This window comes from Natrinema sp. LJW11 (assembly GCF_056135975.1).
In genome coordinates, this window is sequence record NZ_JBWBDM010000003.1 from 297,282 (window position 1) to 319,503 (window position 22,222).

Here is a 22,222-nt window from a genome sequence, read left to right on the forward strand (position 1 = left end):
TTGACGGGGCCGACCGCCGCAGTGACGGGACCAACGGTCGCAGCTACGCGTCGTTCGCCGCAGCGACGGTTTCCCGAACCGCCTCGATGCCCTCGTCGTGTGCGAGGTCGCCGACGACGATCACGTCGGCGTACCGGGCCATCGAGTACGCGGAATCGTAGTCGTGGATGCCGCCGCCGTAGAACAGCGTCGACTCGTCGGTGGCCTCGGCGGCGGCTTCGACGACGCCTTCGTCGCCGAGCATGCCGGAGTACTCGACGTAGACGATCTCCTGGCCGAACATGTGTTCCGCGACCGTCGCGTAGGCGGCGACGTCGTCGGCGCCGAGATCGCAATCGGCCTCCGTCAGCTCCGCGACGTCGGCCTCGGGGTTCATCACGACGTAGGCCTCCGTCGTCGTCCGGTCCCAGTCGAGATCTCCCTCGAGTCGGACCCACTCTTTGTGCGCCTCGGTGATCCAGAACGGCGAGCCGGCGTTGAAGACGGTCGGGATGAGGTAGCCGTCCAGCGCGTCGTCCTCGAGGACGACCTCGGGGTTCGACGGCTCCTGGTAGAGCGCGACGTCGTGTTCGGCGCAGGCCTCGATAACCGCGCTCATGTTCTCCTCGGTGATTCCCATGGTGCCGCCGACTTCGATCGCGTCGGTCCCGGTCGCACAGAGATCGCCGTAGGTCACGCCGTCCGGAAGCTCCTTGTCCGGATCGAGCTTGAGAATATGGTTCCAGTCGTCCCAGGGGGTAGTCATACCGCGTCGTTTCCCGACAACCAGCAAAAGCGCTACGGAACGACCCCGTCTCGAGGTTCCCCCAGATTTCGGATCCGGATTCGACGCGCCGAGACGCTCGAGCACCACACGACGAGGCCGGTCGCGGTCGATCCCACTCCGGCCGCGGACGATCGGATCGTGGCGCGCGACGGCGCGTCGGTGATCTCGAGGCGGCTGCGAGCGCGCCGTTCACTCGGCTCGAGTTGCCGTCCTCACAGTTGCTCGGCGCTGACGGCCCGCATCGAGCTGTCGTTCTCGACTTCCCAGATTCGCAGTACGAGGTGTGCCTTGCAGTAGTATTCGGCGGTCTCGAGACCGGTCTCCCCGTTCTCGAGGACGAGCTGGCACGTGTCCCCGTTCGAACACTCTGGTGAATGTTCACACATTGGTACTCGGTCCGACTACTCCCCTCGCAGGCAAGACCTTGTCGGTGAAAGAGTTCGGCTTTTTTGCCGGCCCGGTCCCCTGCTACCGGTTCGATCAGCTCTACTCAGCGGTAGCACCGGGTGCTGAGCGGGCTCTAAACCGATCACTACGACCGGGAAACTCGGCGGCGTGCGCCGCGACGGATCGGTGACCGACTGCAGTGACGGACCGGAGAGCCGATCGCGGTGCAAACCGGATCGGTGCTAGACACCCTGACTCATCAGGTGACTGCGCAACACGTCGGCCTCCTTGTTACCCGATCCCGTGTTGACGATGACGACGGTCTCGTCGCCGTCGAACGCGCCGCGTTCCGCGAGCTCCCACGCGCCGCTCGCGGCCGCCGCCGCGCTCGGAATGAGTTCGAGTCCCGTCGTCTGGGCTACCCTGACGGCGGCCTCGAGAACGTCCGGGTCCTCGGTCGCGACCGCGCCACCGCCGCTCTCGCGGATCGCCTCGAGGACTCGCGGACTCGCCGCGGGATCCGGAATCTCGAGTTCGCCACAGATCGTGTCGGGGTGCTCGACCGGGTCGTGTTCGTCGCGACCGTCGTCGAACGCCTCGACGATCGGCGCGCAGCCGGACGCCTGGGCGGCGTAGAGGGCCGGCAGGTCGTCCGTCAGTCCCAGCGTCCGGAACTCGCGTGCCGCTTTGGCGAGTCCCACGAGCCCGGTGCCGGCTCCCGTGGGATAACAGATCGCGTCGGGAACGTCCCACTCGAGCTGTTCCGCGATCTCGTAGAACAGCGTCTTCGCGCCCTCGTGGCGGTAGGGCGTGTCGAACGATCGGAGGGAGTACCAGTCGTCGTGTTCGGCGAGCGCCTCCTCGAACGCGCCGGCGGCGTCGCCGAACCGACCGCCGACGACGTTCATGTCGCCGCCGTGGACGTTGACCATCGCCTTGTTCGTGAAGCCGGATCGGGACGGGAGATACGCGTGCGAGTCGAGCCCCGCCCGGCCCGCGTAGGCCGCGACGGCCTGCCCGCCGTTGCCCGTCGAGGGGAGCGCGACGTCGCTCGCGCCGTGGTGGACGGCCGCGGTGACGGCCACCGACGCGCCGCGATCCGTGCTCGAGCCGGTCGGATTTCGGCCGTCATCTTTGATCAGCACGCGCTCGACCCCGAGCTCGGCGGCCAGATCGGGACAGTCGACCAGCGGCGTCGCACCCTCCGCGGTCGTCACCGCCGACTCGCGAGCGAACGGGAGCAGTTCGGCGTAGCGCCACTGCGAGTCGAACGGGCGGGTGGCGAGCGTCTCGCGATCGAGTTCGATCGCATCGTAGTCGTAGGTCGGCTCGAGCGCGCCGCCACAATCCGGGCAGCGATGGGACTCGGAAGCGTCGACGGCGGCCCCGCAGTCGACGCACTCGAGGCCGGCGAAGGCGGCTGTCGTCTTCATAGACGATCCTTCGCGGCGTCGAACTAAGGGCTGTTCATCGGCGGCGCGGCCCGGCCGGTACGGGGAACGTCGTGATCGATAGTTGTGAGCGAGACTGTCGAGAGCGAGGCTGCCGAACGCGAGAGCGGTACGCGCGCAGTTACCGAGGGCTCAGTCGGATGCAGCGCAAACGACGAAAAACGAGGGGGAGAAGCGAGAGATCAGTTGTCGCCGGTTTTCGACTGCCACTCGTATCCGCGGCGCTTGGCGGATTTGCCGAAGCCACACGACGAGCACTCTTTCTTCTTGGTATGATACGATTTCTCTCCGCAGCGACGACACTTCGTGTGCGTCGTCTTGTTCTTCTTTCCTTGGCTCGGGGTTCCTGCACCAGTCATGGAGTGATCGAAACGACGTTATCGCCGCGTATAATGGTTGTGTCTTCGGCCGGCGGCTCCGTTTCGACCCCGCCGTCGACGGGGATCGTCACGTCCTCGAGCACCAGATTCATGTGCTGATCGTAGCCGGCGAGCTCGCCGAGATACTCGTCACCACTCTTGAGTCGTACCGTCACGCGTTCGCCGAGCGACGCCTCGAGGACGTCCAGCGGTCGTCCACTCATACGCAACACCGCTGGTGACGGACACTTAATCGTACCGGTCCGGAGTCCGACGTGGCCCGGGCGAACGACGTTACCGTACGTCGCGGGAAACGAACGCACGGCGCACCGATTTCGTTCCGCGGTTTCGAGGGAGAAGCGGCCGCGTTTGACGAATCGGCGAATACCGTCCCGAGCACTCACATCACAGTACCGTATACCTAACCAAACGGCTAAGTGCGCACTCGTTGACCGTCCGCCCATGGGAGACAAGAAATTCACCCTCGTAGAGTTGCACTTCGACGGCGAAGCACAGTTCGGACTCGGATCGATCGGCGAGGCGTTGCCGATCGGCAGCACCGAATCGACAGCGGAGTCGGCCCCCGAGACGGAGACCGACGAGGGCGCGGCCGCGGGAGACGAGTCGGGCGGCAAAGGAAAGAGCGCCGCCGGCGCGCTCGTCGCGCTCGTCGTCCTGGTCGGCATCGCCGTCGCCGCCAAAAAGTTCCGCGGCGGCGACGAGGAATCGGACCTCGAGACCGAAGCGGAACCCGACGTCATCGTCAACTGACCGCCGACGTTCGCGGCTCGCCGTCGACGAGTCCGCTATCGGTCGGTAGCTGGCAGACGGCGTCGGGTCTTCGCACCGACTCGAACCGAGCCGAACGCTTTTGCGCGTCCTCGTCCTAGCCGGAGTCGTGAATCTCTATCGTAGCGCCCGGGCCGTCGCCGGGGCGTCCGGTGACGACGCGATCGACTGGCGGTCTGCCGCCGACGCCGCCAAGGCGGCGACCGATCCGGGCTCGCTCGAGCTCGAGCCCGGCGAGCGCGAGGCGTACGCTCGCGACGTCCGGGACGCGCGGGCCGCCGTGCGGTCGGTTTCCGGCGTCGAGTTCGACGTGCCCGAGACCGTCGAGATCCAGAACCGCCACCACTGGATCGACGCGAACGTCGCCACCTTCGAGCGGGTAATGCAGACCCTCGAGACCCACACCGGCGCGTTCCCCGGCGTCGCCCGGACGATCAACACGGGGACGATGACCGTCCTGCTCTCCTTCCTCGGACGGAACGTCCTCGGTCAGTACGACCCGCTCCTGCTCGCCGACGCCCCCGCGGACGACCACGCGCTGTACTTCGTTCGACCGAACATCCTCAACGCCGCCGCGAAGCTCGACGTCGACGCCGACCGGTTCCGCCGCTGGATCGCCTTCCACGAGGTGACCCACGCCGCCGAGTTCGGGGCCGCGCCGTGGCTCTCCGACCACCTTGAGGCCCGCATGGAAGACGGGATCGCGACGCTCTCGGAGGGATCGTTCGACCGGGACGCGTTCCGCGATCTGGACGCCGCGATGACCGTCGTCGAGGGCTACGCCGAACTCCTGATGGACCACGCGTTCGACGAGGAGTACGAGGACCTGCGGCGAAAGCTGGACGAACGGCGGCAGGGGCGAGGTCCCCTGCAGAAGCTCTTCCGTCGTCTGCTCGGGCTGGGCCTCAAGGAACGTCAGTACGAGCGCGGTAAGAACTTCTTCGAGCACGTCCTCGCCGTCCGCGACCTCGAGACGGCGAGTCTCGTCTGGGAGCAGCCCGAGAACCTCCCGAGCCACGACGAGCTCGACGCGCCGGGGACGTGGATCCAGCGCGTCGATCGCTAGGGTCGATCGGTTCTCGAGGGAGAAATCGTTATTTTGCTGGTGGTACGGGATTATAGCAGCGCCGAAGCCGAGCGTCCTGCTATCGCGGCAGCAGGAATCGCCACGCCCTCCCCAGCCGATTCGCTCACTACCGTTCGCTCATCCCTCGCACGACTTCGTTCCGTGATTCGCTTTTCGCTCATCACGGTACAGCGCGCGCCACCGCACGTGGACCCGGCAGCGTGGTTCAGTCGGTCGTTATCCAAATCACGTACCAGAGCAACGCGCCGCCGGCGACGATACCGCCGAGTATCGCCGCGCCGACCACCGGCAACGAGGCGCCGCTCTGGATGGCGACCAGGCCGCCGGAGAGCCCGACTAGCAGCACGAAAACGGCTTTGAGCTGATCGCCGCCGTCCGGCAGGTCGCTCGAGCGCGACGAGCCCCGCCCCGGACCGCGACTCACAGCTCGCGGGGTGCGCTGACGTGCATCACGGCGAACCGCCAGTCGCTCGCGCTCGAGTCGTCGTCCGAAGCCCGTTCGACCAGCGTCCCGCTCCAGCGGCTGTCGAACCGGAACCGTTCGCCGGTCGTCGTCTTCGTCCAGGCCATCGTCACCTCGTCGGCGACCGTCGCGAACCCGTCCCGTTCGTCGACGACGAGATCGCGGCTCTCGACCGTCCACTCGTCGGTCGTCTCCGTCTGCTCCTCGAGGGCCGCGGCGATCTCGCTCCCGCCGAACAGGGACTCGCTGATCCCGAACTTGACGGTCCGCTCGTCGTCGGCGAAATACGGAGCGAGGGGATCGCCCTCGCGGAGTGCGTCGTAGTACTCGCGAACGACGGCCTCTGCGCTCACGCTCGGTGACATAGCACTACCGTCGAAGCCCGATCCCAAAGAGTCACCGGACGCAGGCGCAGGCGGCGACGAACGCGGCCCCGAATACCGCGGACCGCTAGCTCACATGAAACCCCGATCGACCTCGTCGGTCTCGATCAGGTCCTCGAGTTCGCTGTTCAGCAACTCGTCGGCCTCGTCGAACCGGTCGGCGAGATCCTCGAGTTCGTCGGGTCGGTCGTACTGGTCGTACGCCATCGGTCCGAACGCGGGGCTCTCCATGGCCTCCATCACGTCGTCGAAGAGGTCCTGGGGCCGGGTCGGCGCGTCCGCGTGCGTCTCGAGGACGGTCTCGAGGCGCTTCCCGACGGTTTCGGCTTGCTCCTCGTCTTCTGGCGGGGATTGCACTGCGAAGCGCCCGCCCGAATCCCGCTCGGGGAGGAACGATCCGATCTCGTCGTCGAGGTTCCGGGCGACCCGCGTGCCGACGCCGCGAACCTCGAAGGGATTCTTCGCGTACGTCTTCAGGAAGAAGACGCCGGCCCGTGGATGCGCGAGGTACATGTCCTCACCGACGCCGCCGGCGCGGTCACCGGCGACGGCGCGCCAGTCCTCCGAATCGACGTTCCGTTCGGTGACGTCCTCGAGTACGTCCTGCCACTCGCGAATCCGCATACTATGCGGGAGGATCGCCGGCAGAATGAACGTATCGGTTCCACCGAAAGACGCCGCAGAGAGACTATCGGGGCCGCTACCGGCCGATCCGAACCAAAAAGAATACCATCGGTCCCCCGAAGATAGCGGTAACCGACGGTTTCCCCATGTCCGGCCGCCACTCACTCTCGTTCGTCGAACTGTTTCGCGCGACGCCGGCGAAGAGCGCGTTGTTGACGCTCGCACCGCTGGCGCTGTCGCTGGGTCAGTTATGGAATAGTTACGTCAACGGCGTCTCGCCGGCCGTCTCGATCGCGTTCGCCGTCGTCATGGTCGGCTTCTCCGTCGTCGCGATGGGGCACCACGCCGCCGAACACCGCATCCGCCGGCTCGAGGCCGAGTACGGTCCGGATCGGGCGAGACTCTAGATCCTCGCCCCGGACTCGGCCGTGACCGATCGCGCCTCGCGGGCCTCGTACGCGTTGTACCCCGCCAGTCCGGCGATCAGGAGTCCGGCGGCGAGCGTGCTCCAGAACAGGCCGCCGCTCATCTCGAGCAGCGCGGCCGAGACGATCAGCCAGATCCCGAGGACGGCGATAAGGGACGCGACGGCGGTGCTGAGCGGAATGTCGTTCGTCAGTCGGTAGTAGTTGTACCCCGCAGCGATGGCGACCACGAGCCCGACCAGCACGTCGTTCCACAGCGGTGCCGCAGCGGTCTCGAAGACGAGCACCGACAGCGCGACCCACGCACCGAGGACGGCGACGAGCAGGCTGAGTACCGACGTCTTTCGCCGCCGCTCCTCGTTCGCGACCTGCGTCGACTCGTCGCGCGGGTCCCGCCCGGCGGAGTGCTCCCCGTCTCCGACGCCGGTGCCGGAGTCGATATCGGCGGACGCCGCTTCCGCGCGGTTGGTCGGCCCGTCGCCGGTTCCGGCCCCCGCGTCGGTCTCGGTGTCGGACTCGCCGCTCGTCCGACGATCGTCGCCGTTGGGGTCAGTCATGGCAGCGGGCGTTCGCGTCCCGCTCTCAAAAACGACCCGTCCGTTCCAGCCGTTCCCTTCCCGTCACTATCCGATTGATATCGAAGACGGACTCGAGTCCCAGTGGGAACGGCGGTAACATCGACTTACCGCCGCGTGAGATCGACGGGTCGAGAAATCGAGAGAGTGGTCGAGGGATCGAAGTGGGGGCCGAGCGCGCTCGGTCGACCGATAGCGTTTTTGATCGCTCGACCCTGATGGATCAGTGTGCACGTACGCGGAACCGTCGCGGGCGAGGTCGACGTGCGGTCGGTGTCCACGAGCTACGGCGAGAGCGATCTCGCGGAGGTGCCGCTCCGGCCGGCCGAGGACGCGTCGAACGGCGAGGCGACCGACGACGAGACGCCGAGCCCTCGAGGCGACGGCGGGACGGTGACCGTCCCCGACGGTCGCGAAACCACGACGGTGACTCTCTGGAACAAGTGGACCGAATCGGCCGAACTGCTCGAGCCGGGGATGGAACTACTCGTCACGAACGCGAAAGAAGAGGAGTACGACGGCGAGACGCAGTACGCGACGACAGGCGACTCCTACGTCGTCGTCGAGCCCTCCTTCCTCGTGAGCGTGACGTCGATCCGCAACTGGGTCCAGTGTCCCCGGCTGTATTACCTGAACAAGCTCTCCGGGGTGCCGCTGAACTACCCCGTCGTGAAGGGGACGCTCGTCCACGAGGTCTTCGGCGACCTGCTCCGCGGGCGCGACCTCGAGGAGTCGATCGAGGCCCGCGTCGAGGAACGGGGGCTCCAGCTCGGCCTGCTCGGCGAAACGCCCGAGGCCGTCACCGAGGAGATCAGAGAGAACGCGAAAGCGATCGAGGGCTGGCTCGAGCAGGGCCGGCTGACAGACGAAGATAGCTGGCGCTCGGAACAGTTGCTCATCAGCGAGACGTTCGGCATCCGCGGGCGCGCCGACGCCGTCCGCCGCGGGGCCCCGGTCGAACTCAAGACGGGCAAGAATCTCAAGAAGGAGCCGCGGTTCAAGGACAAGGTGCAGGCGGCTTGCTACGCGCTCTTGCTCGAGGAACACGGCGGCGACGTCGACATCGGAACCTTGCTCTACACGAAGAACTCGGCGCTGGATCGCAACGAGGAGACCGGCGATCTCACGCCCGCGAAGGAGTTCACGATGGGCGACGGCCTCCTGAAGTACGTCGTTCGCCTGCGCAACGAGATCGCGGCGAAGGAGATGTCCGGCGATATTCCGACCGGCTACGAGGCCGACGCGAAGTGCGAGTACTGCTTCGAACAGGACACCTGCATGGTCGTCTCGGGCCGCCTCGATCAGGAATCCAAAGCCGGCCAGATCGGCCAGTCGCTGCCCGAGGAAGAACTCGAGTATTTCGACCGATTCTACCGCGCGATCGAGGAAGAACGCCGCGAGGTCCACCGCGAGTACGCCAAGCTCTGGGAACAGACGGCCGAGGAGCGGGCCGACGACGACCGCGCGCTGATCGAGCTCGAGTTCGTCGAGAAGCGGCCGCTCGAGGAAGGGCGCTGGGAACTGCGGGCCGAGCGGACCGGCGGCGCGACCTCGAAGCTCCGCGAGGGCGATCTGGTGCTGGCGAGCGACGGCCACCCGGTTCGCGGCGATTCGGAGTTAGCGTGGGTCAAACGACTGGACGACGAGGTCGTGCTCACGGCGGACGAGCCGGTCGAGGTGACGCGGCTCGACGTCTACCCCTCCGAACTGACGACCGACCGGCTGCTCGTCGCGATGCACGACGCGCTCCTCAAGGGCGACGAGCGGCGCAAGGACATCCTGTTCGGGAGAGCGGAGCCCGAATTCGAAGCCATCGACGAAACGTTCATCGACAACAACGAACGCCAGAACGAGGCCGTGACGAAGGCGGTCGGCGCGACGGACTGTGCGCTGATCCACGGGCCGCCGGGGACCGGGAAGACCTACACCATCGCCCGCGCCATCCGCGCGATGGTCGAACGCGGCGAGCGCGTCCTGCTATCGGCCTTCACGAACCGCGCGGTGGACAACGCGCTCGAGGCCCTGCTCGAGCAACTCGAGGACGTGATCGACGAGGATCGCGTGGTTCGGGTCGGCTCCGAGAGCGGGATCCGCGACGACATGGAGCCCTACCGCCTCGAGCGCTCGGGAGAGCCCGAGGACCGCGTCGCGAAACTCCAGAACGCGCAAGTGGTGGCGGCGACGACGTCGACCTGCGGCTCGCGGATCATGAAAGAGCAGGCCTTCGACGTCGCGCTGGTCGACGAGGCCGCACAGCTCACCGAACCGGGAACCTGCGCGGCGATCAATCTGGCCGATCGGTTCGTGCTGGTCGGCGACCACGAACAGCTTCCCCCGGTCGTTCGGGCCGAAAACGACCTCACCGAGTCGCTGTTCGAGCGACTGGTCGATCTCCATCCCGAGGCCGGCGTCATGTTGACCCAGCAGTACCGGATGAACCAGCGCATTCAGGTCTTCGCCTCGACCGAGTTCTACGACGGTCAGCTTCGACCCGCGACGCCCGAAGTCGCGGGCCGGAACCTGGACGACCTCGAGGGCGTCTCCCGCGATGGACTGCCCGAAACGCTGCGGGATCCGGTCTCGTTCGTCGACGTCGAGGGCGACCGGAGCCAGTACACCGACAGCGAGGAGGCCGCGCGGATCGCGGCCCTGATCGAGACGTACGAGGCCGCTGGCCTCGAGCGAACCGACATCGGCGTCATCGCCCCGTTCCGTGCGCAGGTCTCGGAGATCTCCAAGCACGTCCCCGACGACGTGGCCGTCGACACCGTCGACCGCTTTCAGGGCTCGAGTCAAGAGGTCATCATCGTCTCCTTCACCGCGACCGGCTCGCTCGAGGGACCGATCTTCGAGGACTACCGGCGGATCAACGTCGCCCTGACCCGGCCCAAGCGCGCGCTGGTACTGGTCGGCGACGCGAGCGCGCTCGCGTCCGACCCGGTCTACGAGCGGATGCTCGAGTGGGCGCGGCGGTGACGAACTCGCAACCGGTGAGAAGCACTGACTCGCGGGCCGCGCGGTCGCCGCTCCGTCGGTCGAAACGCAGCCCTCGAGTTGTAGGGACGCAAGCTAAACCGGTTGCCCGTGTCGAGGAAAACACGTCGCGTTGGTGAACTCTATGACAGGGAAGGACACGACTTCGGCTGCGGACTCGTCAGTGGAAGGTCCCGAACGGGGATCGGTTACCGCGCGATACGACTGGACCGCGAACGACGACCCGTCGCTGTCGATCGTTCGGGCGGTCGCTGCAGTAACGGGGACGAAACCGACGGAGATGCGACCGCTCTACGAAGTCGTCGATCCGGAGGCTACGAATCGACTCCTCACTCGAGCGGGAGCCCGAACGCGACCGATACGGCTCTCGTTTCGCTACGAGGACTGTGCCGTCACCGTCCGCGCGGACGGCCGCATCGTCGTGGCTCCGTGCGAGTGAGACGGAACCGGCACGACCATCGAGCGGACCGACGCGACCGTCGAGGCCACGCGACGGGGATCGGTCTCGTTCCGTCTCGGTTCCGGGTTACGACGCCTCGAACACCATCGTCAGGAGTTTGCGCTCGGCGGCGTGAATGTGCTCGGAGAACGTCGGCGACGAGATCCCGAGTTCGGTCGCGACCGATTCGCCCGAGCACTCGCGGGGCCAATCGTAGTAGCCGGCATCGAACGCCGCCTCGAGCACTTCGCACTGTCGATCCGTGAGCCTCGAGCAAAATTCCTGCCGGAACCCCGTTCGACTGAACGGAGCCGTGAGTTCCGCCGTTTCACGCTTCGCGACGAACGCCGCCTCCGGCACCCGATCGAGAAACGCGTCCGTGATCGACACCGCATCGTACCGCCGCGGGACTTCGGCGACGATTCGGCCGGTGCCGCCGTCGGCTCGAACCTCCTGCGGGAGCGCTCCGAGTTCGGCGAGGATCACCGCGGGACACCCCTCGGAAACGAGAAATTCGAGGAGCGCGTCGTTTTCATCGCCGCTGAGAAGTCGACTCTCGACGCTCTCGTGAGTCCTAGCGAGTTCGACGACCGCCGACGGATCACCGTCCGTGACCGTGAAAAACTCGGCGTACTCGCCGTCGCCGCGCGGAAGCATCTCCGCGAGTTCGATCCGACAGTCGACTCGTTCCGACGCGGAGACGAACGGATACGACGACTCGTCGATCACGAACTCGAGCTCCCGCACCGAAGCCGATCGCTCGTCTCGCTGGATTTCTGTCATGGGGGAATTGAAACCGCAGTATCTCCCGTAATGGCGCTATCTGGCAAACGTTTTCTGGAAAAGACCGTCGCTGGCAGCCCGCAATAAATCCGATTGCGGTGATCGGCCGACCCGCTTCGCGTCTCGACGAGAGCGGCGCGTCAAAACGAACGTTTACATTTCGGACGGATCACGTGGAAACCGAGATGCGACTCAGGGAGCAAAGCGCAGTCGTCCGTGATGCCGCGCCGAGCGAATACGCGGAGGTCGTCGTGTTCATCACGGAACTCGGCGGGACGACGCTGCTTATGTTCTTGCTCGCCGTGCTGTTCTGGTGTGTCGACCGCCGCCGAAGCGCACTCGTGATCAGTTACGCGGTCGCCGGCCTGGCGCTCTTGCTCTCGCTCAAGGCCGTCTTCGCGCTCCCGCGACCGCCGGCGGACGCCGTATTGGTCCCGCTCGAGGGAGAGCGCGAGGGGTACGGCTTTCCGAGCGGGCACGCCTTCGCGGCGGCGGTCGTCTACGGCGGCCTCGTCTCGACGTACGACCGACTGGGAGACCGGCGGGCAGTCATCGGCGCCGGCGTGCTGATCGTCGCCGTCTCGCTGTCGCGGGTCGCCCTCGGCGTTCACTACCTCGGCGACGTGATCGTCGGCGCGGTCCTCGGGATCGTCTTCATCGCGGTCATGAACCGCCTCACGCGCGGTGATCCGACGGTCGGATTTGCCATCGCGCTCGTCCTCGCCGTTCCCGCCGCTGCGGTCGTGGGAACGACGGACGCGCTGCTCGGACTCGGGGGCTCGATCGGCGGGCTGTTCGCCACGCGGCGACTCGAGGCCCTGCCGGCGCTGCGATCCCGACTCGAGGGCGTCGTCCTCACCGGTCTCGGCGGCGGATTCGTGGTCCTCGTCACGGGCGTCGAACCCGTCGTCGCGACGGTCGCACCCCTGCTCGTCGTCCTCTACGCGATGCTCCTCGCCGGGATCCTTCTCGCTCCGGCCGCCGTCGGCCGACTCGAGGTCGGCGCGCTCGAGTCGCGGCGGGCGTAAGAGCGCGACCGCCGACCGGCCACGGCGACGGTTGCAGACGCAGGGACCACGTTTAGTGCCGCCTTGGATGTGGATTACGACCGGATTTGATAATGAGCGGCAGTAACGAGCGCGCGCCGGCCGAGTCGAATCGACTCGAGGAACGGAGGGCGAACCGATGAGGGCGCTCACCTGGCACGGCGAACGGGACGTCCGTATCGACGACGTTCCCGAACCCGAGATCGTCAATCCGACGGACGCGATCATCGAGGTCACGGCGACCGCTATCTGCGGCTCCGACCTCCACCTCTACAACGGCTACATGCCCGGGATGCGGGAGGGTGACGTGCTCGGCCACGAGCCGATGGGCGAGGTGATCGAGGTCGGCAGCGGGGTCGAGACCCTCGAGGAGGGCGACCGCGTCGTCGTTCCCTTCACGATCAGCTGCGGCTCGTGTTGGTTCTGCGACCACGACCTCTACTCCCTCTGTGACAACTCGAACCCGAACGCCGAGGTGGCGAGCGAGGTGATGGGCCACTCGCCGGCCGGCTTGCTCGGCTTCTCGCACATGTTGGGCGGCTACGCCGGCGGACAGGCGGAGTACCTGCGGGTCCCCTACGCCGACGTGGGGCCGATCACGATCGACTCCGACCTGCCCGACGAGCAGGTGCTCTTCCTCTCCGATATCTTCCCCACGGGATACATGGCCGCCGAAAACGCCGAGATCGAGGAGAACGACACGGTCGCGGTCTGGGGCTGCGGGCCCGTCGGCCAGTTCGCCATCCAGAGCGCGTGGATGCTCGGCGCCGACCGGGTGATCGCCATCGACCGAATTCCGGAACGACTCGAGATGGCCAGAGACCACGGCGACGCGGAGATCATCCACTTCGAGGAGGACGACGTCTACGATCGGCTGCTGTCGATGACCGGCAATCGCGGCCCGGACCGGTGCATCGACGCGGTCGGGACGGAGGCCCACGGCACGGGCGTCACGGGTCTCGCCGATCGGGTCAAACAGGAGGCACACCTCGAGGACGACCGCCCGCACGTCCTCCGGCAGGCGATCAAGTGCTGTCGGAAGGGCGGCACGCTCTCGGTTCCCGGCGTCTACCTCGGCCGCTCGGACAACCTTCCCTTCGGCTCGGTGATGAACAAGGCGCTGACGATCAAGACCGGCCAGACCCACGTTCAGCGCTATTTGAATCCGCTGCTCGAGAAGATCGAGGACGGCGATATCGACCCCTCGTTCGTCATCAGTCATCAGGTCGGCCTCGAGGACGGCCCGGAGATGTACGAGACGTTCAACAACAAAGAAGACGACTGCATCAAGGTGGTGATGACGCCCTGAAACGAATGTGAGTGCGGCCTCGTCGCGCCGCGACGCCGGCGCCGGTCCGGCCGACCGGCGGACGGCCACAGCCCTCTCCGCCGGCGAGTAGTCCACTCGCCCCTCGTCCTCGCTCATCCGGATCCAGTACAGTCGGGTATAGGGGAGGTGGATGAAACTCTCGTCCTCGAGTCGAACCCGAACGCCCTGGCCCGTTCCCGAGTCGGTGATGTGATCGGCGTCCACCTCCTCCGAGGCCGTTTCGTCGGGGCCCTCGTATGTGATCTTCGCCGTGACTCTAGGACGAAATCCCCGCCAATAAGTCCGTGCCAAGAGATCGCACAGTCCGACCTTCGCGCGCCCCGTCGTGCGGCGGACTCGACCGGGGGTTTACCGCCGCCGTCGGTGTGGAATCACTATGTTCGAGGCGCTTCACTCGCGTCGACCCGGTGGTCACGTCGCTGTCTGGATCGTCGCCGCAATCGCGCTCACGTCGATCGCGACCGGCGTCGGCGCGATTCTCACTCGGCCGGCCCTCGAGACCGGCGGCACGCTCGGCGATCTCCAGGCCGTCGCGGAGTTCAGCGGGACCATCGTCGGCTTCGCCCTGCTCGTCACCGCCTGGGGAATGCGTCGAGGGTACCGGCTAGCGTACGTCACAGCCGTCCTCCTCGTCGTCGTGTCCGGTGCACACGGTATCGTCCAGTTCCGAGCAGTGTCCGTCCCGCTCGTCGTCCTCTCGGTCGGCGGACTCGTCGTCCTCGTCGCCACGAGCGGCCGGTTCACCCGCTCGAGTACGCTCGACGCGACGCAGATCGGTGCGCTCCTGTCTATCGTCGGCGTGCTCTGTTACGGAACCGCCGGGGCGTACGCGCTCAGAACCGGGTTCGACGGGGTCACGACCGTCGTCGACGCGGTCTACTTTACCGCCGTGACCGCGAGCACGGTCGGCTACGGCGACGTCCACGCGAGTACCGAAGGGGCGCGGCTGTTCGCCATCTCGTTGGTCGTCCTCGGGCCGGCGACCCTGGCCGCCACGGTCGGTAGCCTGTTCGGACCCGCGCTCGATACCCACCTCGCCCGAACCGGTCGCGAGGCGACGGCGCATCTCGGTTCCGACGCTGCCGCGGCCGGACACGGGCCGGGAACCGGCGCGGAAATCGTCGTTATCGGGGCCGGCGAGACGATGGCACCGATCGTCGACGCCCTCGCATCCCGCGCGTCGGTCGCGGTCGTGACGAGCGAGGAGGAGTCACGGCGTTCGGACGGCGTCGACGCGATCGTCGGTGACCCGACGACCGACGGCACGCTCGAGCGGGCCGGCCTCGATACGTGCGATGCGGTCCTCGTCTGTACCGCCGCCCTGCGAGACGCGGACGCGGTGATCGCCGCGGCTCGGTCGCGTACGGACGCCAGAATCGTGGCCCTCGCGAGGAGGAGTGAAATCGAGTCCGACGAACGAACCGAGGCGGACGTCGTGGTCGACCCCGAAACGGTGCTGATCGAGGCGACCGTCGACGCGCTGTTCGGGACCGACGAGGGTGCGAGTCAGTCGTCCGTGTCGGCGGCCTCCCAGAGCGGATAGAGGTCGTCCTCGATCGGGTCGGTGATCGACTCGCCGTCGAGAAGAAGTTCGGGTTCGCCGCCCTCGAGTTCCGTGACGGTCCCGATCTCGGCGGCCTCGACTCCCGCGTCCGCGAGCTCCTCGAGACAGTCGTCCAGCGCGTCCGCGGGGACGGTCGCGACCAGCGCGCCGGAGCCGAAGATCCGCAGCGGGTCGACGCCGGCCGCCTCGCACAGCGCCGCGGTCTCCTCTCGAATCGGGACCGCATCACGGTCGACCTCGAGTCGGACGTTCGAGGCGCGGGCCACCTCGAGCAGGCCGGCCGCGACCCCGCCCTCGGTGGGGTCGTGCATCGACGTCGCGTCCTCGCGGACGATCCGAGCCTCGGGAACGACGCTGATCTCTCCGAGGAACCCCTCGGCGCGCTCGCGGGTCTCGGAATCGACCGCGAGTTCGTCGCCGAAGTCGGCCGCGAGGATCGCCGTTCCCTCGATCCCCGCCGCCTTGGTGAGGACGACGGCGTCGCCGGGCTCCGCGCCGCCGGTCGGGACGAACCGCTCGGTCGTCCCCATCGCCGTCAGGGAGAGGATGGGGCGCTCGAGTTGGTCGACGTACTCGGAGTGGCCGCCGACGATCGACGCGCCGACCGCCCGCGCGGCGGCGTCGAGGTCGCGAGAGATCCGCTCGAGGAGCGAGCCGTCGGCCCCGGCTGGCAACAACACGACGGCCGTCAGCCAGCGCGGGTCCGCCCCCGAGACGGCGACGTCGTTGGTAGCGACGGCGACGCCGAGGGTGCCCACCTCGGCGGCGGCCAGGGAGATCGGATCGGAGCTGACGACGAGCGTGCCCTCGCCGTCGGGCCAGTCGATCGCGGCGGCGTCCTCGCCGTCCGCGGGGCCCTGTACTATCGTCTCGTCGGCCTCGGCCGCCCCCGTCCGCTCGAAGACGTGGGTCAGCAGGTCGTCCGGGCTCACCTTGCCGGGCATACCTCCTACTGGGACGATGTGCCGTTTGTAGCTGTCGGAGAAGCGGTCGCTCGAGGGTCGGGAGACCCGAGTCAGTCACTCAGTCGGGAAGAGGCGGCCACGTCGTCGCGACCGTTTCCTCGATGAGCTGCCCGTGAGCGCGACGAAGCCGTTCCGATACCGAGGATGCGGAGACGTCCAACTCCGCCGCGATCGTTTGCAGTGACGTCTGTCGTGGGATCTCGAAATAACCCATCTCGTAGGCCGTTCTGAGCGCCTCTCGTTGCCCGTCGGAGAGTCCGTCACCGGGCGGTTCGGACGCGCCATCGCGAGTGAGACGATGCAACCGAAACCCGGCGTTCCGTTGCCAGAACGACGAGAATTCGTCGAACGCTGCTCGATCGGCAAACCACCCCGACTGCCGCCATCCGTGCGCGTTCACTTCGATTCGTTCGATAGCGGCTTCGACGCCGGCGAGCGCCTCGAGTCCGGCGAGATCCTCGAGGTGATCGCCGAGCTGTTCCGCTAAACTGAGTGCCGGTACCGCCTGATAGCGCCGCGTCGAGCCGGCCTCTCCGATCAGCGTCCACGTTTCGACGTCGACGGCGTCGGCAAGCGCCGTCTCAACTGTCGTCCGTGAACCGCCCGTGACAGTGGTCAGAAATAGCGGCCGGCCACCGTGATTGAACTGTAGCTCGAGTAGGATCGTCGCCTCGGGCACCGCCCTCGCGATCTCGACGAGTGGCAGGGCCTCACACCGGATATCGAACTCCGCGACGAGCCCCATACGCTGTCGTTTTTCACCTGTGCTAATGGTCGTGTCGAAAACGCTCGCTGAACCGCGCCGCCCCGTCCGTCCGGAGCGACGATCGCCGCTACCTGCCTTCAGCGTCGGCCCGGCGCGAACCGATTCGGTCCGGGTCCTCCATATAAACACCCCCATCACTGAGGGAACGGCTTAGCCCGGTTTGTCCCAGACGTGGTAATGCATGCTGACCACACAGTCCGAAGCCGGCATCGAGGTCACGTCCGAACGCCGCGGTCGTGGCCCGCCGCTGATTCTGCTTCACGGCGGAATGGCTCCCGCGGAATATTGGGACCCAATCATTCCGTCCCTCGACGGATTCACTACGGTCGTCCCGCAACGACCGGGGTTCGGGACCTGCCTCGATGAGCCGGCCGAGACCGGTGCCGACGACGTGCTGAATCGCGAAATCGAGTACGTGCGAACGCTCGTCGACGCCGTCGACGGCGACCCGATTCTGTTCGGTCACTCATTCGGCGCACTCACCGCGATCGAAGCCGCGACAGCTGTCACGGTGCGGGCCGTCATCGCGTACGAACCGGCGATCCTTCCCGACGACTACCGAGCCGAAGCCGATCTCGCGGACCGAATGCAGCGGCTCATCGAGGCAGGTGAGCGGCGCGAGGCGGTGAAGCGGTATATCGAGCACGTCCTCCACCCGGACGGGACTGCTGACCTCGAGTCGTGGTTAGCGGAGTGGCCGATCTGGCCGGAGTGCGTGGAGCTCGCCGAAACGGTCGTCCGGATGAACCGCGCCGTCGAGCAGTACCGGCTTCCTCCCGAACTCGAGGTTACCGCCCCCGTGCTCGTGTTGACTGGTACCGACGGACCCGATTTCCTTCGCCAAAGCTCCCGCGCCACCCACGAAGCGGTTCCGCACAGCCGCCTCGTCGAATTCGACGGTGTCAGCCACGGCGGCCCGACTGAAGCACCGGAACTGATCTCGGAAGAAGTCGACGCCTTCCTTCGTGCGAACTCGATAGCGATCCCGTAACCAACGCGGTTTCGGGAGTGATTTCGGAACCCGTTCAGTTCTCGGGCGCGACCGCTTCCATCGTCTTGCGAACCTGCTCCTCGCTCGCGCCGCGCGGGAAGCTGACCGAGACGGCGTCGACCCCGTCGACCGCCTCGTAGCGCTCGAGTTGCTCGCGGACGGTCTCCGGCTCCCCGGCCGCACAGAGGTCGTCGAGGATGTTCTCCTCGACCAGTTCGAGGGCGTGCTCGCGGTCGCCGTCCTGCCAGGAATCGTAGATCTCGGTCGCCTCGTCGTAGCCCTGTCGCTCGAGGGCGTCGCGGTAGAACGTGCCCATGCCGCCGACGTAGAAGCCGATGTGTTGGCGGACGAGCGCGCGGGCCTCGTCGGGGTCCTCGAGCGCACAACAGGTGACGCCGGCGGAGACCTGCACGTCCGACGGGTCGCGATCACCGAGATCGGCACCGCGCTCGATGTCCTCGATGCGGTCTTTCATTCCGTCGGGGGTGAGCATGATACCGTGCCAGCCGTCGGAGAACCGCCCCGCGAGTTCGACCGCCTTGGGGCCCATGCCAGTGACCTCGATCGGCGGCGGCGTCTCCGGCGGATCACAGCGCAGGCGAAAGCCCGAAAGGTCGAAATCGTCGCCGTCGTAGTCGACCGTTTCGCCGGAAAGCACCTGCCGGACGATCTCGACCGTCTCCCGGGTGCGCTTGAGCGGGTTGCCGAACTCGACGCCGTGCCAGTTCTCGATCACGACGGGGCCGCTCGGACCGAGCCCGAGCCGGAACCGGCCCTCGGAGAGTTCCTGTAGCGTCGCCGCGGTCTGGCCCAGCAGGGCAGGCGACCGCGAGTAGGTGTTGAGGATGCTCGAGCCGACGTCGATCGACTCGGTGCGCTCGGCCATCGCCGTCAGCACGGTGACGCCGTCGCGCCCCCACGTCTCCGGGAGCCAGGCGCAGTCGTACCCGCCGTCCTCGGCGGTCTGTGCATAGTCGACGATCGAGTCGATCGTCGGCTGTGCGGCCACCGGCAGGTGGACATCTCTGTCTGTCATCATCGATCACAGACGGAACGGTGCCTTTTGGGTGTATGGGAACCGGGTGCCCGAGGACTACCGTTTACGGTTCGGACTCGAGCGCGACCCGTTACTCGAACGTAGCCTAATACTCGTATTTCGCGTACGTCGGACCGATCCGAACCAGCCGTCAAACTGCCGCGCGATCGGCCGGTTTCGGAACGTTTGAGGCCCGTTGTCGAAACTAGTGACTGTGACCCGCGAACGACTCTTCGCCTCCTTCTGTGGCCTCGTCTTTCTGCTCAACCTCGCCAGAGTCATCTTCGCACCGCTGCTCGACGTGTTCATCGCCGAGTTCGCGATCGGCGAGGCGACCGCCGGACTCATCGTAACGCTCGCGTGGGTCGGGAGCGCCTCCCTTCGGCTGCCGACCGGGTGGCTCCTCACGAAGGTCCCGAGACACCACATCGTCGTCGGGTCGGGGATGATTCTCGCCGCGTCCTCGGCGATCGCGGCGACCGCGACGACGGTCCCACAGCTCATGGGCGGAGCCTTCCTCATGGGCATCGCCTCCGGGGCCTACTTCGTCTCGGCGAATCCGCTGTTGAGCGAACTGTTCCCGTCGCGCGTCGGCCGCGTCATGGGGATCCACGGGGCCGCCAGCCAGCTCGCCGCGGTGATCGCCGCCCCGTTCGTCGCGCTCACGCTCGTCGTCGACTGGCGGCTCTCGCTGTGGGCGATCGCCGTCGGCGCGGCAGTGGTGACGACCGTCACGTGGCTCGTCGCGAGGAATACCGAGATGCCGAGTGCAGGAGGGGCCGATCGGGACTTCGTCGCCGGCGCGCTCTCGGAGTGGCGGCTCATCGTCACCGGCCTGGCGATCGTCGGCGCACCCGTCTTCGTCTGGCAGGGTCTGTTCAACTTCTACGAACTGTACATGCAGTCGAAGGGACTCTCCGATCGGATGGCGGGGACGATGCTCACGATCGTCTTCGCCGCCGGCGTTCCCGCGTTTTACTTCGGGGGCGACCTGGCCGACAGGTTCCCGCAGGTCCCGTCCCTGCTCGGAATCGTCGGCGCGTTCGCCGCGAGCCTCCTCGTACTGACGGCGGTCGAGGGCCTGCTCGCACTGGTCGTCGTCTCCGCGGTCGTCGGCTTCGTTATTCACGCGCTGTTCCCGGCGACGGACACGTACCTCCTCGATACGCTGCCGGATTCGACGCGGGCGAGTACCTACGCCGTGTTCAGTTCGATCTGGATGCTCACGCAGGCGCTCGGGTCGTCCGCCGTGGGCTTCTTCCTCGAGCGCGACTACACCTACGACGCGGTGTTCAGCAGCGCCGCCCTCTTCCTCGGCGGCTCGCTCGTCGTTCTCGTCCTCCTCGAACGGCAGGGCAAACTCCCGAGTTGAACCGGTATCTGCCGGGAAGTAGCGACCGTTGACGGACGACGATATCGGGGTCGGCTACGGATTTTCGCGATCGCTACCGGTCCAGTAGTTATCGAAACCACCGGTAAATACACGCCCCGTGCTATCAAATGACTATGTGATAGTTTCATCTCTTCTCGAGGGGAAAAAGAGTGTGGGTTTCCGGTCGTCACCGGGGTAGTCAGTACTGCTCCGAACGACGGACGCGAAACCCGGAGGAGGGGACAATGACAACAAACGAAACGCAAGCGGAGATGGCGGAGTATCTCGGCCGGGTTCCGAGCTGGATCGACGCGCTGCCGGAGCCGGCCGCGGACCACAGCTGGGGGATCGTTCGAGACCTCCAGCTCGGAGAGACGGAGCTCGAGCAGCGGGAAAAGGCGCTCGTCGCCCTCGGCGCAGCGGCGGCGATACAGTGTCCGTACTGCATCCGCTTCCACAGAGCGGAAGCGGAACTCGAGGGGGTGACGGAGGCGGAGATGTCCGAAGCGATCGCCGTCACGAGCGGCGTGCGCTACTTCTCGACGGTGCTCCACGGGGCGGAGATCGATCGCGACGAGTTCGCGACCGAGACCGCGGAAATCGCCGAGCACGTCGAGGAACAGCGATCCGCGGCACCGAGCGACGACTGAACGGCCGGACGTCCGGTCACGATATTTCGTTCGACGGACGACGATCGCCGGGCGCTCGAGCGCACGCCTGGCAGCGTCGTGAGCCGAGTCGCTCGAGCGAAAGGCGGGAGCTCAGACGTCGTGGTCTTCGGAAATCTGCGGGACGCCCTGGGCCGTGATCGTCTCGCCGACGATATACGACGAGGCGGGACTGGCGAGGAACTGGGTGAGGTCGGCGATCTCCTCGACGGTGCCGATCCGGCGCGAGACCTCCGAGCGGTCGATTTCGTCGGCGGAGACGCCCATCTGGCTCTCGACGCCCGGCGTGGCGACGAAGCCCGGCGCGATGCAGTTGACGCGCACGTCGTCGTCGGCCCACTCGTAGGAGAGCGTCGTCGTCAGGTTGATCACGGCGGCCTTGGCCGCGCCGTAGGGACTCATCAGCGGCGAGCCGCGCTGGCCCGCGACGCTCGCGAGGTTGATCACCGAACCGCCGCCGTCCTTGAGGTGCGCCGCGGCGGCGTGCGTGCAGTGATAGGTTCCGTTGATGTTGATGTCGACGATCGTCTTCCAGCCGTTCGGCGAAATCTCGTCGAACTGGGCCATGAAGGACGCGCCGGCGTTGTTGACCAGTACGTCCAGCCCGCCGAACTCCTCGACGGTGGCCTCGACGAGCGCATCGACGGCCTCGCGGTCGGTCACGTCGCACTCGACCGGCAGCGCCCGGCCGGGCCTGTCGCTCTCGTTGATCCCCTCGGCGACCGGATCGACGTTCCCCTGCTCGCGCGAGCAGACGACGACGTCGACGCCGTCCGCGGCGAAGCGCTCGGCGATCGACTTCCCGATTCCGCTCGAGGAGCCCGTGATGATGGCGGTTTCGCCGTCGACGCTGAATTGGTCTGTACTCACGCGCGGTCACCTACGACTGCGACTCGAAGTTGACTCGTTACCATTGTTAGATCCGTTCGGCCATTCGCAGCAACTGTTAATAAAGCTGG

General features: G+C 66.8%; 25 protein-coding genes. 11 read left to right on the forward strand and 14 right to left on the reverse strand.

The genetic code is table 11. The features are described 5' to 3' along the window. Positions 1–43: 43 nt before the first annotated feature. The 5 genes from AC0QDI_RS10435 to AC0QDI_RS10455 form a co-directional block, all read right to left on the reverse strand. Positions 44–745, reverse strand: coding sequence for a phosphoglycerol geranylgeranyltransferase (locus AC0QDI_RS10435; protein WP_474667852.1), 702 nt, complete (start codon positions 743–745; stop codon positions 44–46). Positions 746–978: 233 nt separating this feature from the next. Continuing rightward, positions 979–1,152: a hypothetical protein gene (locus AC0QDI_RS10440; protein WP_374061980.1), complete on the reverse strand. Its 174-nt coding sequence runs from the start codon at positions 1,150–1,152 to the stop codon at positions 979–981. Positions 1,153–1,395: 243 nt separating this feature from the next. Then, positions 1,396–2,586, reverse strand: coding sequence for a threonine synthase (locus AC0QDI_RS10445; RefSeq protein ID WP_474667854.1), 1,191 nt, complete (start codon positions 2,584–2,586; stop codon positions 1,396–1,398). A gap of 200 nt (positions 2,587–2,786) precedes the next feature. Then, the gene (locus tag AC0QDI_RS10450; RefSeq protein ID WP_006186041.1) at positions 2,787–2,963 is read right to left on the reverse strand and encodes a 50S ribosomal protein L37e; all 177 of its coding nucleotides are present in this window, start codon (positions 2,961–2,963) and stop codon (positions 2,787–2,789) included. Beyond that, positions 2,960–3,187, reverse strand: coding sequence for an LSM domain-containing protein (locus AC0QDI_RS10455; protein WP_474667856.1), 228 nt, complete (start codon positions 3,185–3,187; stop codon positions 2,960–2,962). Before AC0QDI_RS10455 ends, AC0QDI_RS10450 begins: the two co-directional genes overlap by 4 nt. 238 nt (positions 3,188–3,425) lie before the next feature. Here AC0QDI_RS10455 and AC0QDI_RS10460 point away from each other — a divergent pair, with 238 nt between their 5' ends. Beyond that, positions 3,426–3,734, forward strand: coding sequence for a hypothetical protein (locus AC0QDI_RS10460; protein WP_474667858.1), 309 nt, complete (start codon positions 3,426–3,428; stop codon positions 3,732–3,734). Between the two features lie 127 nt (positions 3,735–3,861). After that, on the forward strand, positions 3,862–4,818 hold the full coding sequence (locus AC0QDI_RS10465; protein ID WP_474667860.1) for a zinc-dependent metalloprotease: 957 nt from the start codon (positions 3,862–3,864) through the stop codon (positions 4,816–4,818). 226 nt (positions 4,819–5,044) lie between these two features. On the opposite strand, the gene AC0QDI_RS10470 is transcribed toward AC0QDI_RS10465, so the two are convergent. The 3 genes from AC0QDI_RS10470 to AC0QDI_RS10480 form a co-directional block, all read right to left on the reverse strand. Further along, a complete protein-coding gene (locus AC0QDI_RS10470; protein WP_474667862.1) occupies positions 5,045–5,263 on the reverse strand; it encodes a hypothetical protein in 219 nt (72 codons plus the stop codon). Continuing rightward, a complete protein-coding gene (locus tag AC0QDI_RS10475) occupies positions 5,260–5,667 on the reverse strand; it encodes a nuclear transport factor 2 family protein (RefSeq protein ID WP_474667864.1) in 408 nt (135 codons plus the stop codon). The genes AC0QDI_RS10470 and AC0QDI_RS10475 overlap by 4 nt, the downstream gene beginning before the upstream one ends. A 90-nt stretch (positions 5,668–5,757) precedes the next feature. Then, positions 5,758–6,309, reverse strand: a complete 552-nt coding sequence (locus tag AC0QDI_RS10480) for a hypothetical protein (protein ID WP_474667866.1) — start codon at positions 6,307–6,309, stop codon at positions 5,758–5,760. 146 nt (positions 6,310–6,455) lie between these two features. Here AC0QDI_RS10480 and AC0QDI_RS10485 point away from each other — a divergent pair, with 146 nt between their 5' ends. Continuing rightward, on the forward strand, positions 6,456–6,716 hold the full coding sequence (locus tag AC0QDI_RS10485) for a hypothetical protein (RefSeq protein WP_474667868.1): 261 nt from the start codon (positions 6,456–6,458) through the stop codon (positions 6,714–6,716). Here AC0QDI_RS10485 and AC0QDI_RS10490 read toward each other — a convergent pair. Continuing rightward, on the reverse strand, positions 6,713–7,291 hold the full coding sequence (locus AC0QDI_RS10490) for an SPW repeat domain-containing protein (protein ID WP_474667870.1): 579 nt from the start codon (positions 7,289–7,291) through the stop codon (positions 6,713–6,715). The two genes, AC0QDI_RS10485 and AC0QDI_RS10490, sit on opposite strands and share 4 nt — an antisense overlap. A 246-nt stretch (positions 7,292–7,537) precedes the next feature. On the opposite strand from AC0QDI_RS10490, the gene AC0QDI_RS10495 reads away from it, so the two are divergent. Both AC0QDI_RS10495 and AC0QDI_RS10500 read left to right on the forward strand, forming a co-directional pair. Beyond that, positions 7,538–10,285, forward strand: coding sequence for an AAA domain-containing protein (locus AC0QDI_RS10495; protein WP_474667872.1), 2,748 nt, complete (start codon positions 7,538–7,540; stop codon positions 10,283–10,285). A 142-nt stretch (positions 10,286–10,427) separates the two neighbouring features. Further along, positions 10,428–10,742, forward strand: coding sequence for a HalOD1 output domain-containing protein (locus AC0QDI_RS10500; protein WP_474667874.1), 315 nt, complete (start codon positions 10,428–10,430; stop codon positions 10,740–10,742). A gap of 87 nt (positions 10,743–10,829) precedes the next feature. Here AC0QDI_RS10500 and AC0QDI_RS10505 read toward each other — a convergent pair whose 3' ends face one another. Beyond that, positions 10,830–11,525: a bacterio-opsin activator domain-containing protein gene (locus AC0QDI_RS10505; protein WP_474667876.1), complete on the reverse strand. Its 696-nt coding sequence runs from the start codon at positions 11,523–11,525 to the stop codon at positions 10,830–10,832. Between the two features lie 185 nt (positions 11,526–11,710). On the opposite strand from AC0QDI_RS10505, the gene AC0QDI_RS10510 reads away from it, so the two are divergent. The 3 genes from AC0QDI_RS10510 (at position 11,711) to AC0QDI_RS10520 (ending at position 15,444) form a co-directional block, all read left to right on the forward strand. Beyond that, the gene (locus tag AC0QDI_RS10510) at positions 11,711–12,553 is read left to right on the forward strand and encodes a phosphatase PAP2 family protein (RefSeq protein ID WP_474667878.1); all 843 of its coding nucleotides are present in this window, start codon (positions 11,711–11,713) and stop codon (positions 12,551–12,553) included. A gap of 157 nt (positions 12,554–12,710) precedes the next feature. Next, entirely contained in the window at positions 12,711–13,880 is a 1,170-nt protein-coding gene (locus tag AC0QDI_RS10515; protein WP_474667880.1) for a zinc-dependent alcohol dehydrogenase, read from the forward strand. Positions 13,881–14,277: 397 nt separating this feature from the next. Then, complete coding sequence (locus tag AC0QDI_RS10520; protein WP_474667882.1) at positions 14,278–15,444, forward strand: NAD-binding protein; 1,167 nt, start codon at positions 14,278–14,280, stop codon at positions 15,442–15,444. Here AC0QDI_RS10520 and AC0QDI_RS10525 read toward each other — a convergent pair. Together AC0QDI_RS10525 and AC0QDI_RS10530 are read right to left on the reverse strand one after the other, a co-directional pair. Continuing rightward, entirely contained in the window at positions 15,408–16,409 is a 1,002-nt protein-coding gene (locus AC0QDI_RS10525) for an AIR synthase family protein (protein WP_474667884.1), read from the reverse strand. The genes AC0QDI_RS10520 and AC0QDI_RS10525 overlap by 37 nt on opposite strands. Before the next feature lie 79 nt (positions 16,410–16,488). Further along, a complete protein-coding gene (locus AC0QDI_RS10530; protein ID WP_474667886.1) occupies positions 16,489–17,175 on the reverse strand; it encodes a helix-turn-helix domain-containing protein in 687 nt (228 codons plus the stop codon). Between the two features lie 202 nt (positions 17,176–17,377). Between AC0QDI_RS10530 and AC0QDI_RS10535 the strand changes: the two genes are divergently transcribed. Continuing rightward, a complete protein-coding gene (locus AC0QDI_RS10535) occupies positions 17,378–18,187 on the forward strand; it encodes an alpha/beta fold hydrolase (RefSeq protein WP_474667888.1) in 810 nt (269 codons plus the stop codon). 34 nt (positions 18,188–18,221) lie between these two features. Here the strand turns inward: AC0QDI_RS10535 and AC0QDI_RS10540 are convergent, their stop codons facing one another. After that, entirely contained in the window at positions 18,222–19,223 is a 1,002-nt protein-coding gene (locus AC0QDI_RS10540) for a TIGR04024 family LLM class F420-dependent oxidoreductase (protein WP_474667890.1), read from the reverse strand. A 214-nt stretch (positions 19,224–19,437) separates the two neighbouring features. Between AC0QDI_RS10540 and AC0QDI_RS10545 the strand changes: the two genes are divergently transcribed. Both AC0QDI_RS10545 and AC0QDI_RS10550 read left to right on the forward strand, forming a co-directional pair. Beyond that, positions 19,438–20,595, forward strand: a complete 1,158-nt coding sequence (locus AC0QDI_RS10545) for an MFS transporter (RefSeq protein ID WP_474667892.1) — start codon at positions 19,438–19,440, stop codon at positions 20,593–20,595. A gap of 245 nt (positions 20,596–20,840) precedes the next feature. Next, positions 20,841–21,245, forward strand: coding sequence for a carboxymuconolactone decarboxylase family protein (locus tag AC0QDI_RS10550; protein ID WP_474667894.1), 405 nt, complete (start codon positions 20,841–20,843; stop codon positions 21,243–21,245). A gap of 111 nt (positions 21,246–21,356) precedes the next feature. Here the strand turns inward: AC0QDI_RS10550 and AC0QDI_RS10555 are convergent, their stop codons facing one another. Then, positions 21,357–22,133: an SDR family NAD(P)-dependent oxidoreductase gene (locus AC0QDI_RS10555; protein ID WP_474667896.1), complete on the reverse strand. Its 777-nt coding sequence runs from the start codon at positions 22,131–22,133 to the stop codon at positions 21,357–21,359. Between the last annotated feature and the right edge of the window lie 89 nt (positions 22,134–22,222).

Excerpts from the sequence above, each read along its gene's own strand:
- AC0QDI_RS10435 (WP_474667852.1), bottom strand. The coding sequence starts at position 745 with ATGACTACCCCCTGGGACGACTGGAACCATATTCTCAAGCTCGATCCG.
- AC0QDI_RS10440 (WP_374061980.1), bottom strand. The coding sequence starts at position 1,152 with ATGTGTGAACATTCACCAGAGTGTTCGAACGGGGACACGTGCCAGCTC.
- AC0QDI_RS10445 (WP_474667854.1), bottom strand. The coding sequence starts at position 2,586 with ATGAAGACGACAGCCGCCTTCGCCGGCCTCGAGTGCGTCGACTGCGGG.
- AC0QDI_RS10450 (WP_006186041.1), bottom strand. The coding sequence starts at position 2,963 with ATGACTGGTGCAGGAACCCCGAGCCAAGGAAAGAAGAACAAGACGACG.
- AC0QDI_RS10455 (WP_474667856.1), bottom strand. The coding sequence starts at position 3,187 with ATGAGTGGACGACCGCTGGACGTCCTCGAGGCGTCGCTCGGCGAACGC.
- AC0QDI_RS10460 (WP_474667858.1), top strand. The coding sequence starts at position 3,426 with ATGGGAGACAAGAAATTCACCCTCGTAGAGTTGCACTTCGACGGCGAA.
- AC0QDI_RS10475 (WP_474667864.1), bottom strand. The coding sequence starts at position 5,667 with ATGTCACCGAGCGTGAGCGCAGAGGCCGTCGTTCGCGAGTACTACGAC.
- AC0QDI_RS10480 (WP_474667866.1), bottom strand. The coding sequence starts at position 6,309 with ATGCGGATTCGCGAGTGGCAGGACGTACTCGAGGACGTCACCGAACGG.
- AC0QDI_RS10485 (WP_474667868.1), top strand. The coding sequence starts at position 6,456 with ATGTCCGGCCGCCACTCACTCTCGTTCGTCGAACTGTTTCGCGCGACG.
- AC0QDI_RS10490 (WP_474667870.1), bottom strand. The coding sequence starts at position 7,291 with ATGACTGACCCCAACGGCGACGATCGTCGGACGAGCGGCGAGTCCGAC.
- AC0QDI_RS10500 (WP_474667874.1), top strand. The coding sequence starts at position 10,428 with ATGACAGGGAAGGACACGACTTCGGCTGCGGACTCGTCAGTGGAAGGT.
- AC0QDI_RS10505 (WP_474667876.1), bottom strand. The coding sequence starts at position 11,525 with ATGACAGAAATCCAGCGAGACGAGCGATCGGCTTCGGTGCGGGAGCTC.
- AC0QDI_RS10510 (WP_474667878.1), top strand. The coding sequence starts at position 11,711 with ATGCGACTCAGGGAGCAAAGCGCAGTCGTCCGTGATGCCGCGCCGAGC.
- AC0QDI_RS10515 (WP_474667880.1), top strand. The coding sequence starts at position 12,711 with ATGAGGGCGCTCACCTGGCACGGCGAACGGGACGTCCGTATCGACGAC.
- AC0QDI_RS10520 (WP_474667882.1), top strand. The coding sequence starts at position 14,278 with ATGTTCGAGGCGCTTCACTCGCGTCGACCCGGTGGTCACGTCGCTGTC.
- AC0QDI_RS10525 (WP_474667884.1), bottom strand. The coding sequence starts at position 16,409 with ATGCCCGGCAAGGTGAGCCCGGACGACCTGCTGACCCACGTCTTCGAG.
- AC0QDI_RS10530 (WP_474667886.1), bottom strand. The coding sequence starts at position 17,175 with ATGGGGCTCGTCGCGGAGTTCGATATCCGGTGTGAGGCCCTGCCACTC.
- AC0QDI_RS10535 (WP_474667888.1), top strand. The coding sequence starts at position 17,378 with ATGCTGACCACACAGTCCGAAGCCGGCATCGAGGTCACGTCCGAACGC.
- AC0QDI_RS10540 (WP_474667890.1), bottom strand. The coding sequence starts at position 19,223 with ATGACAGACAGAGATGTCCACCTGCCGGTGGCCGCACAGCCGACGATC.
- AC0QDI_RS10550 (WP_474667894.1), top strand. The coding sequence starts at position 20,841 with ATGACAACAAACGAAACGCAAGCGGAGATGGCGGAGTATCTCGGCCGG.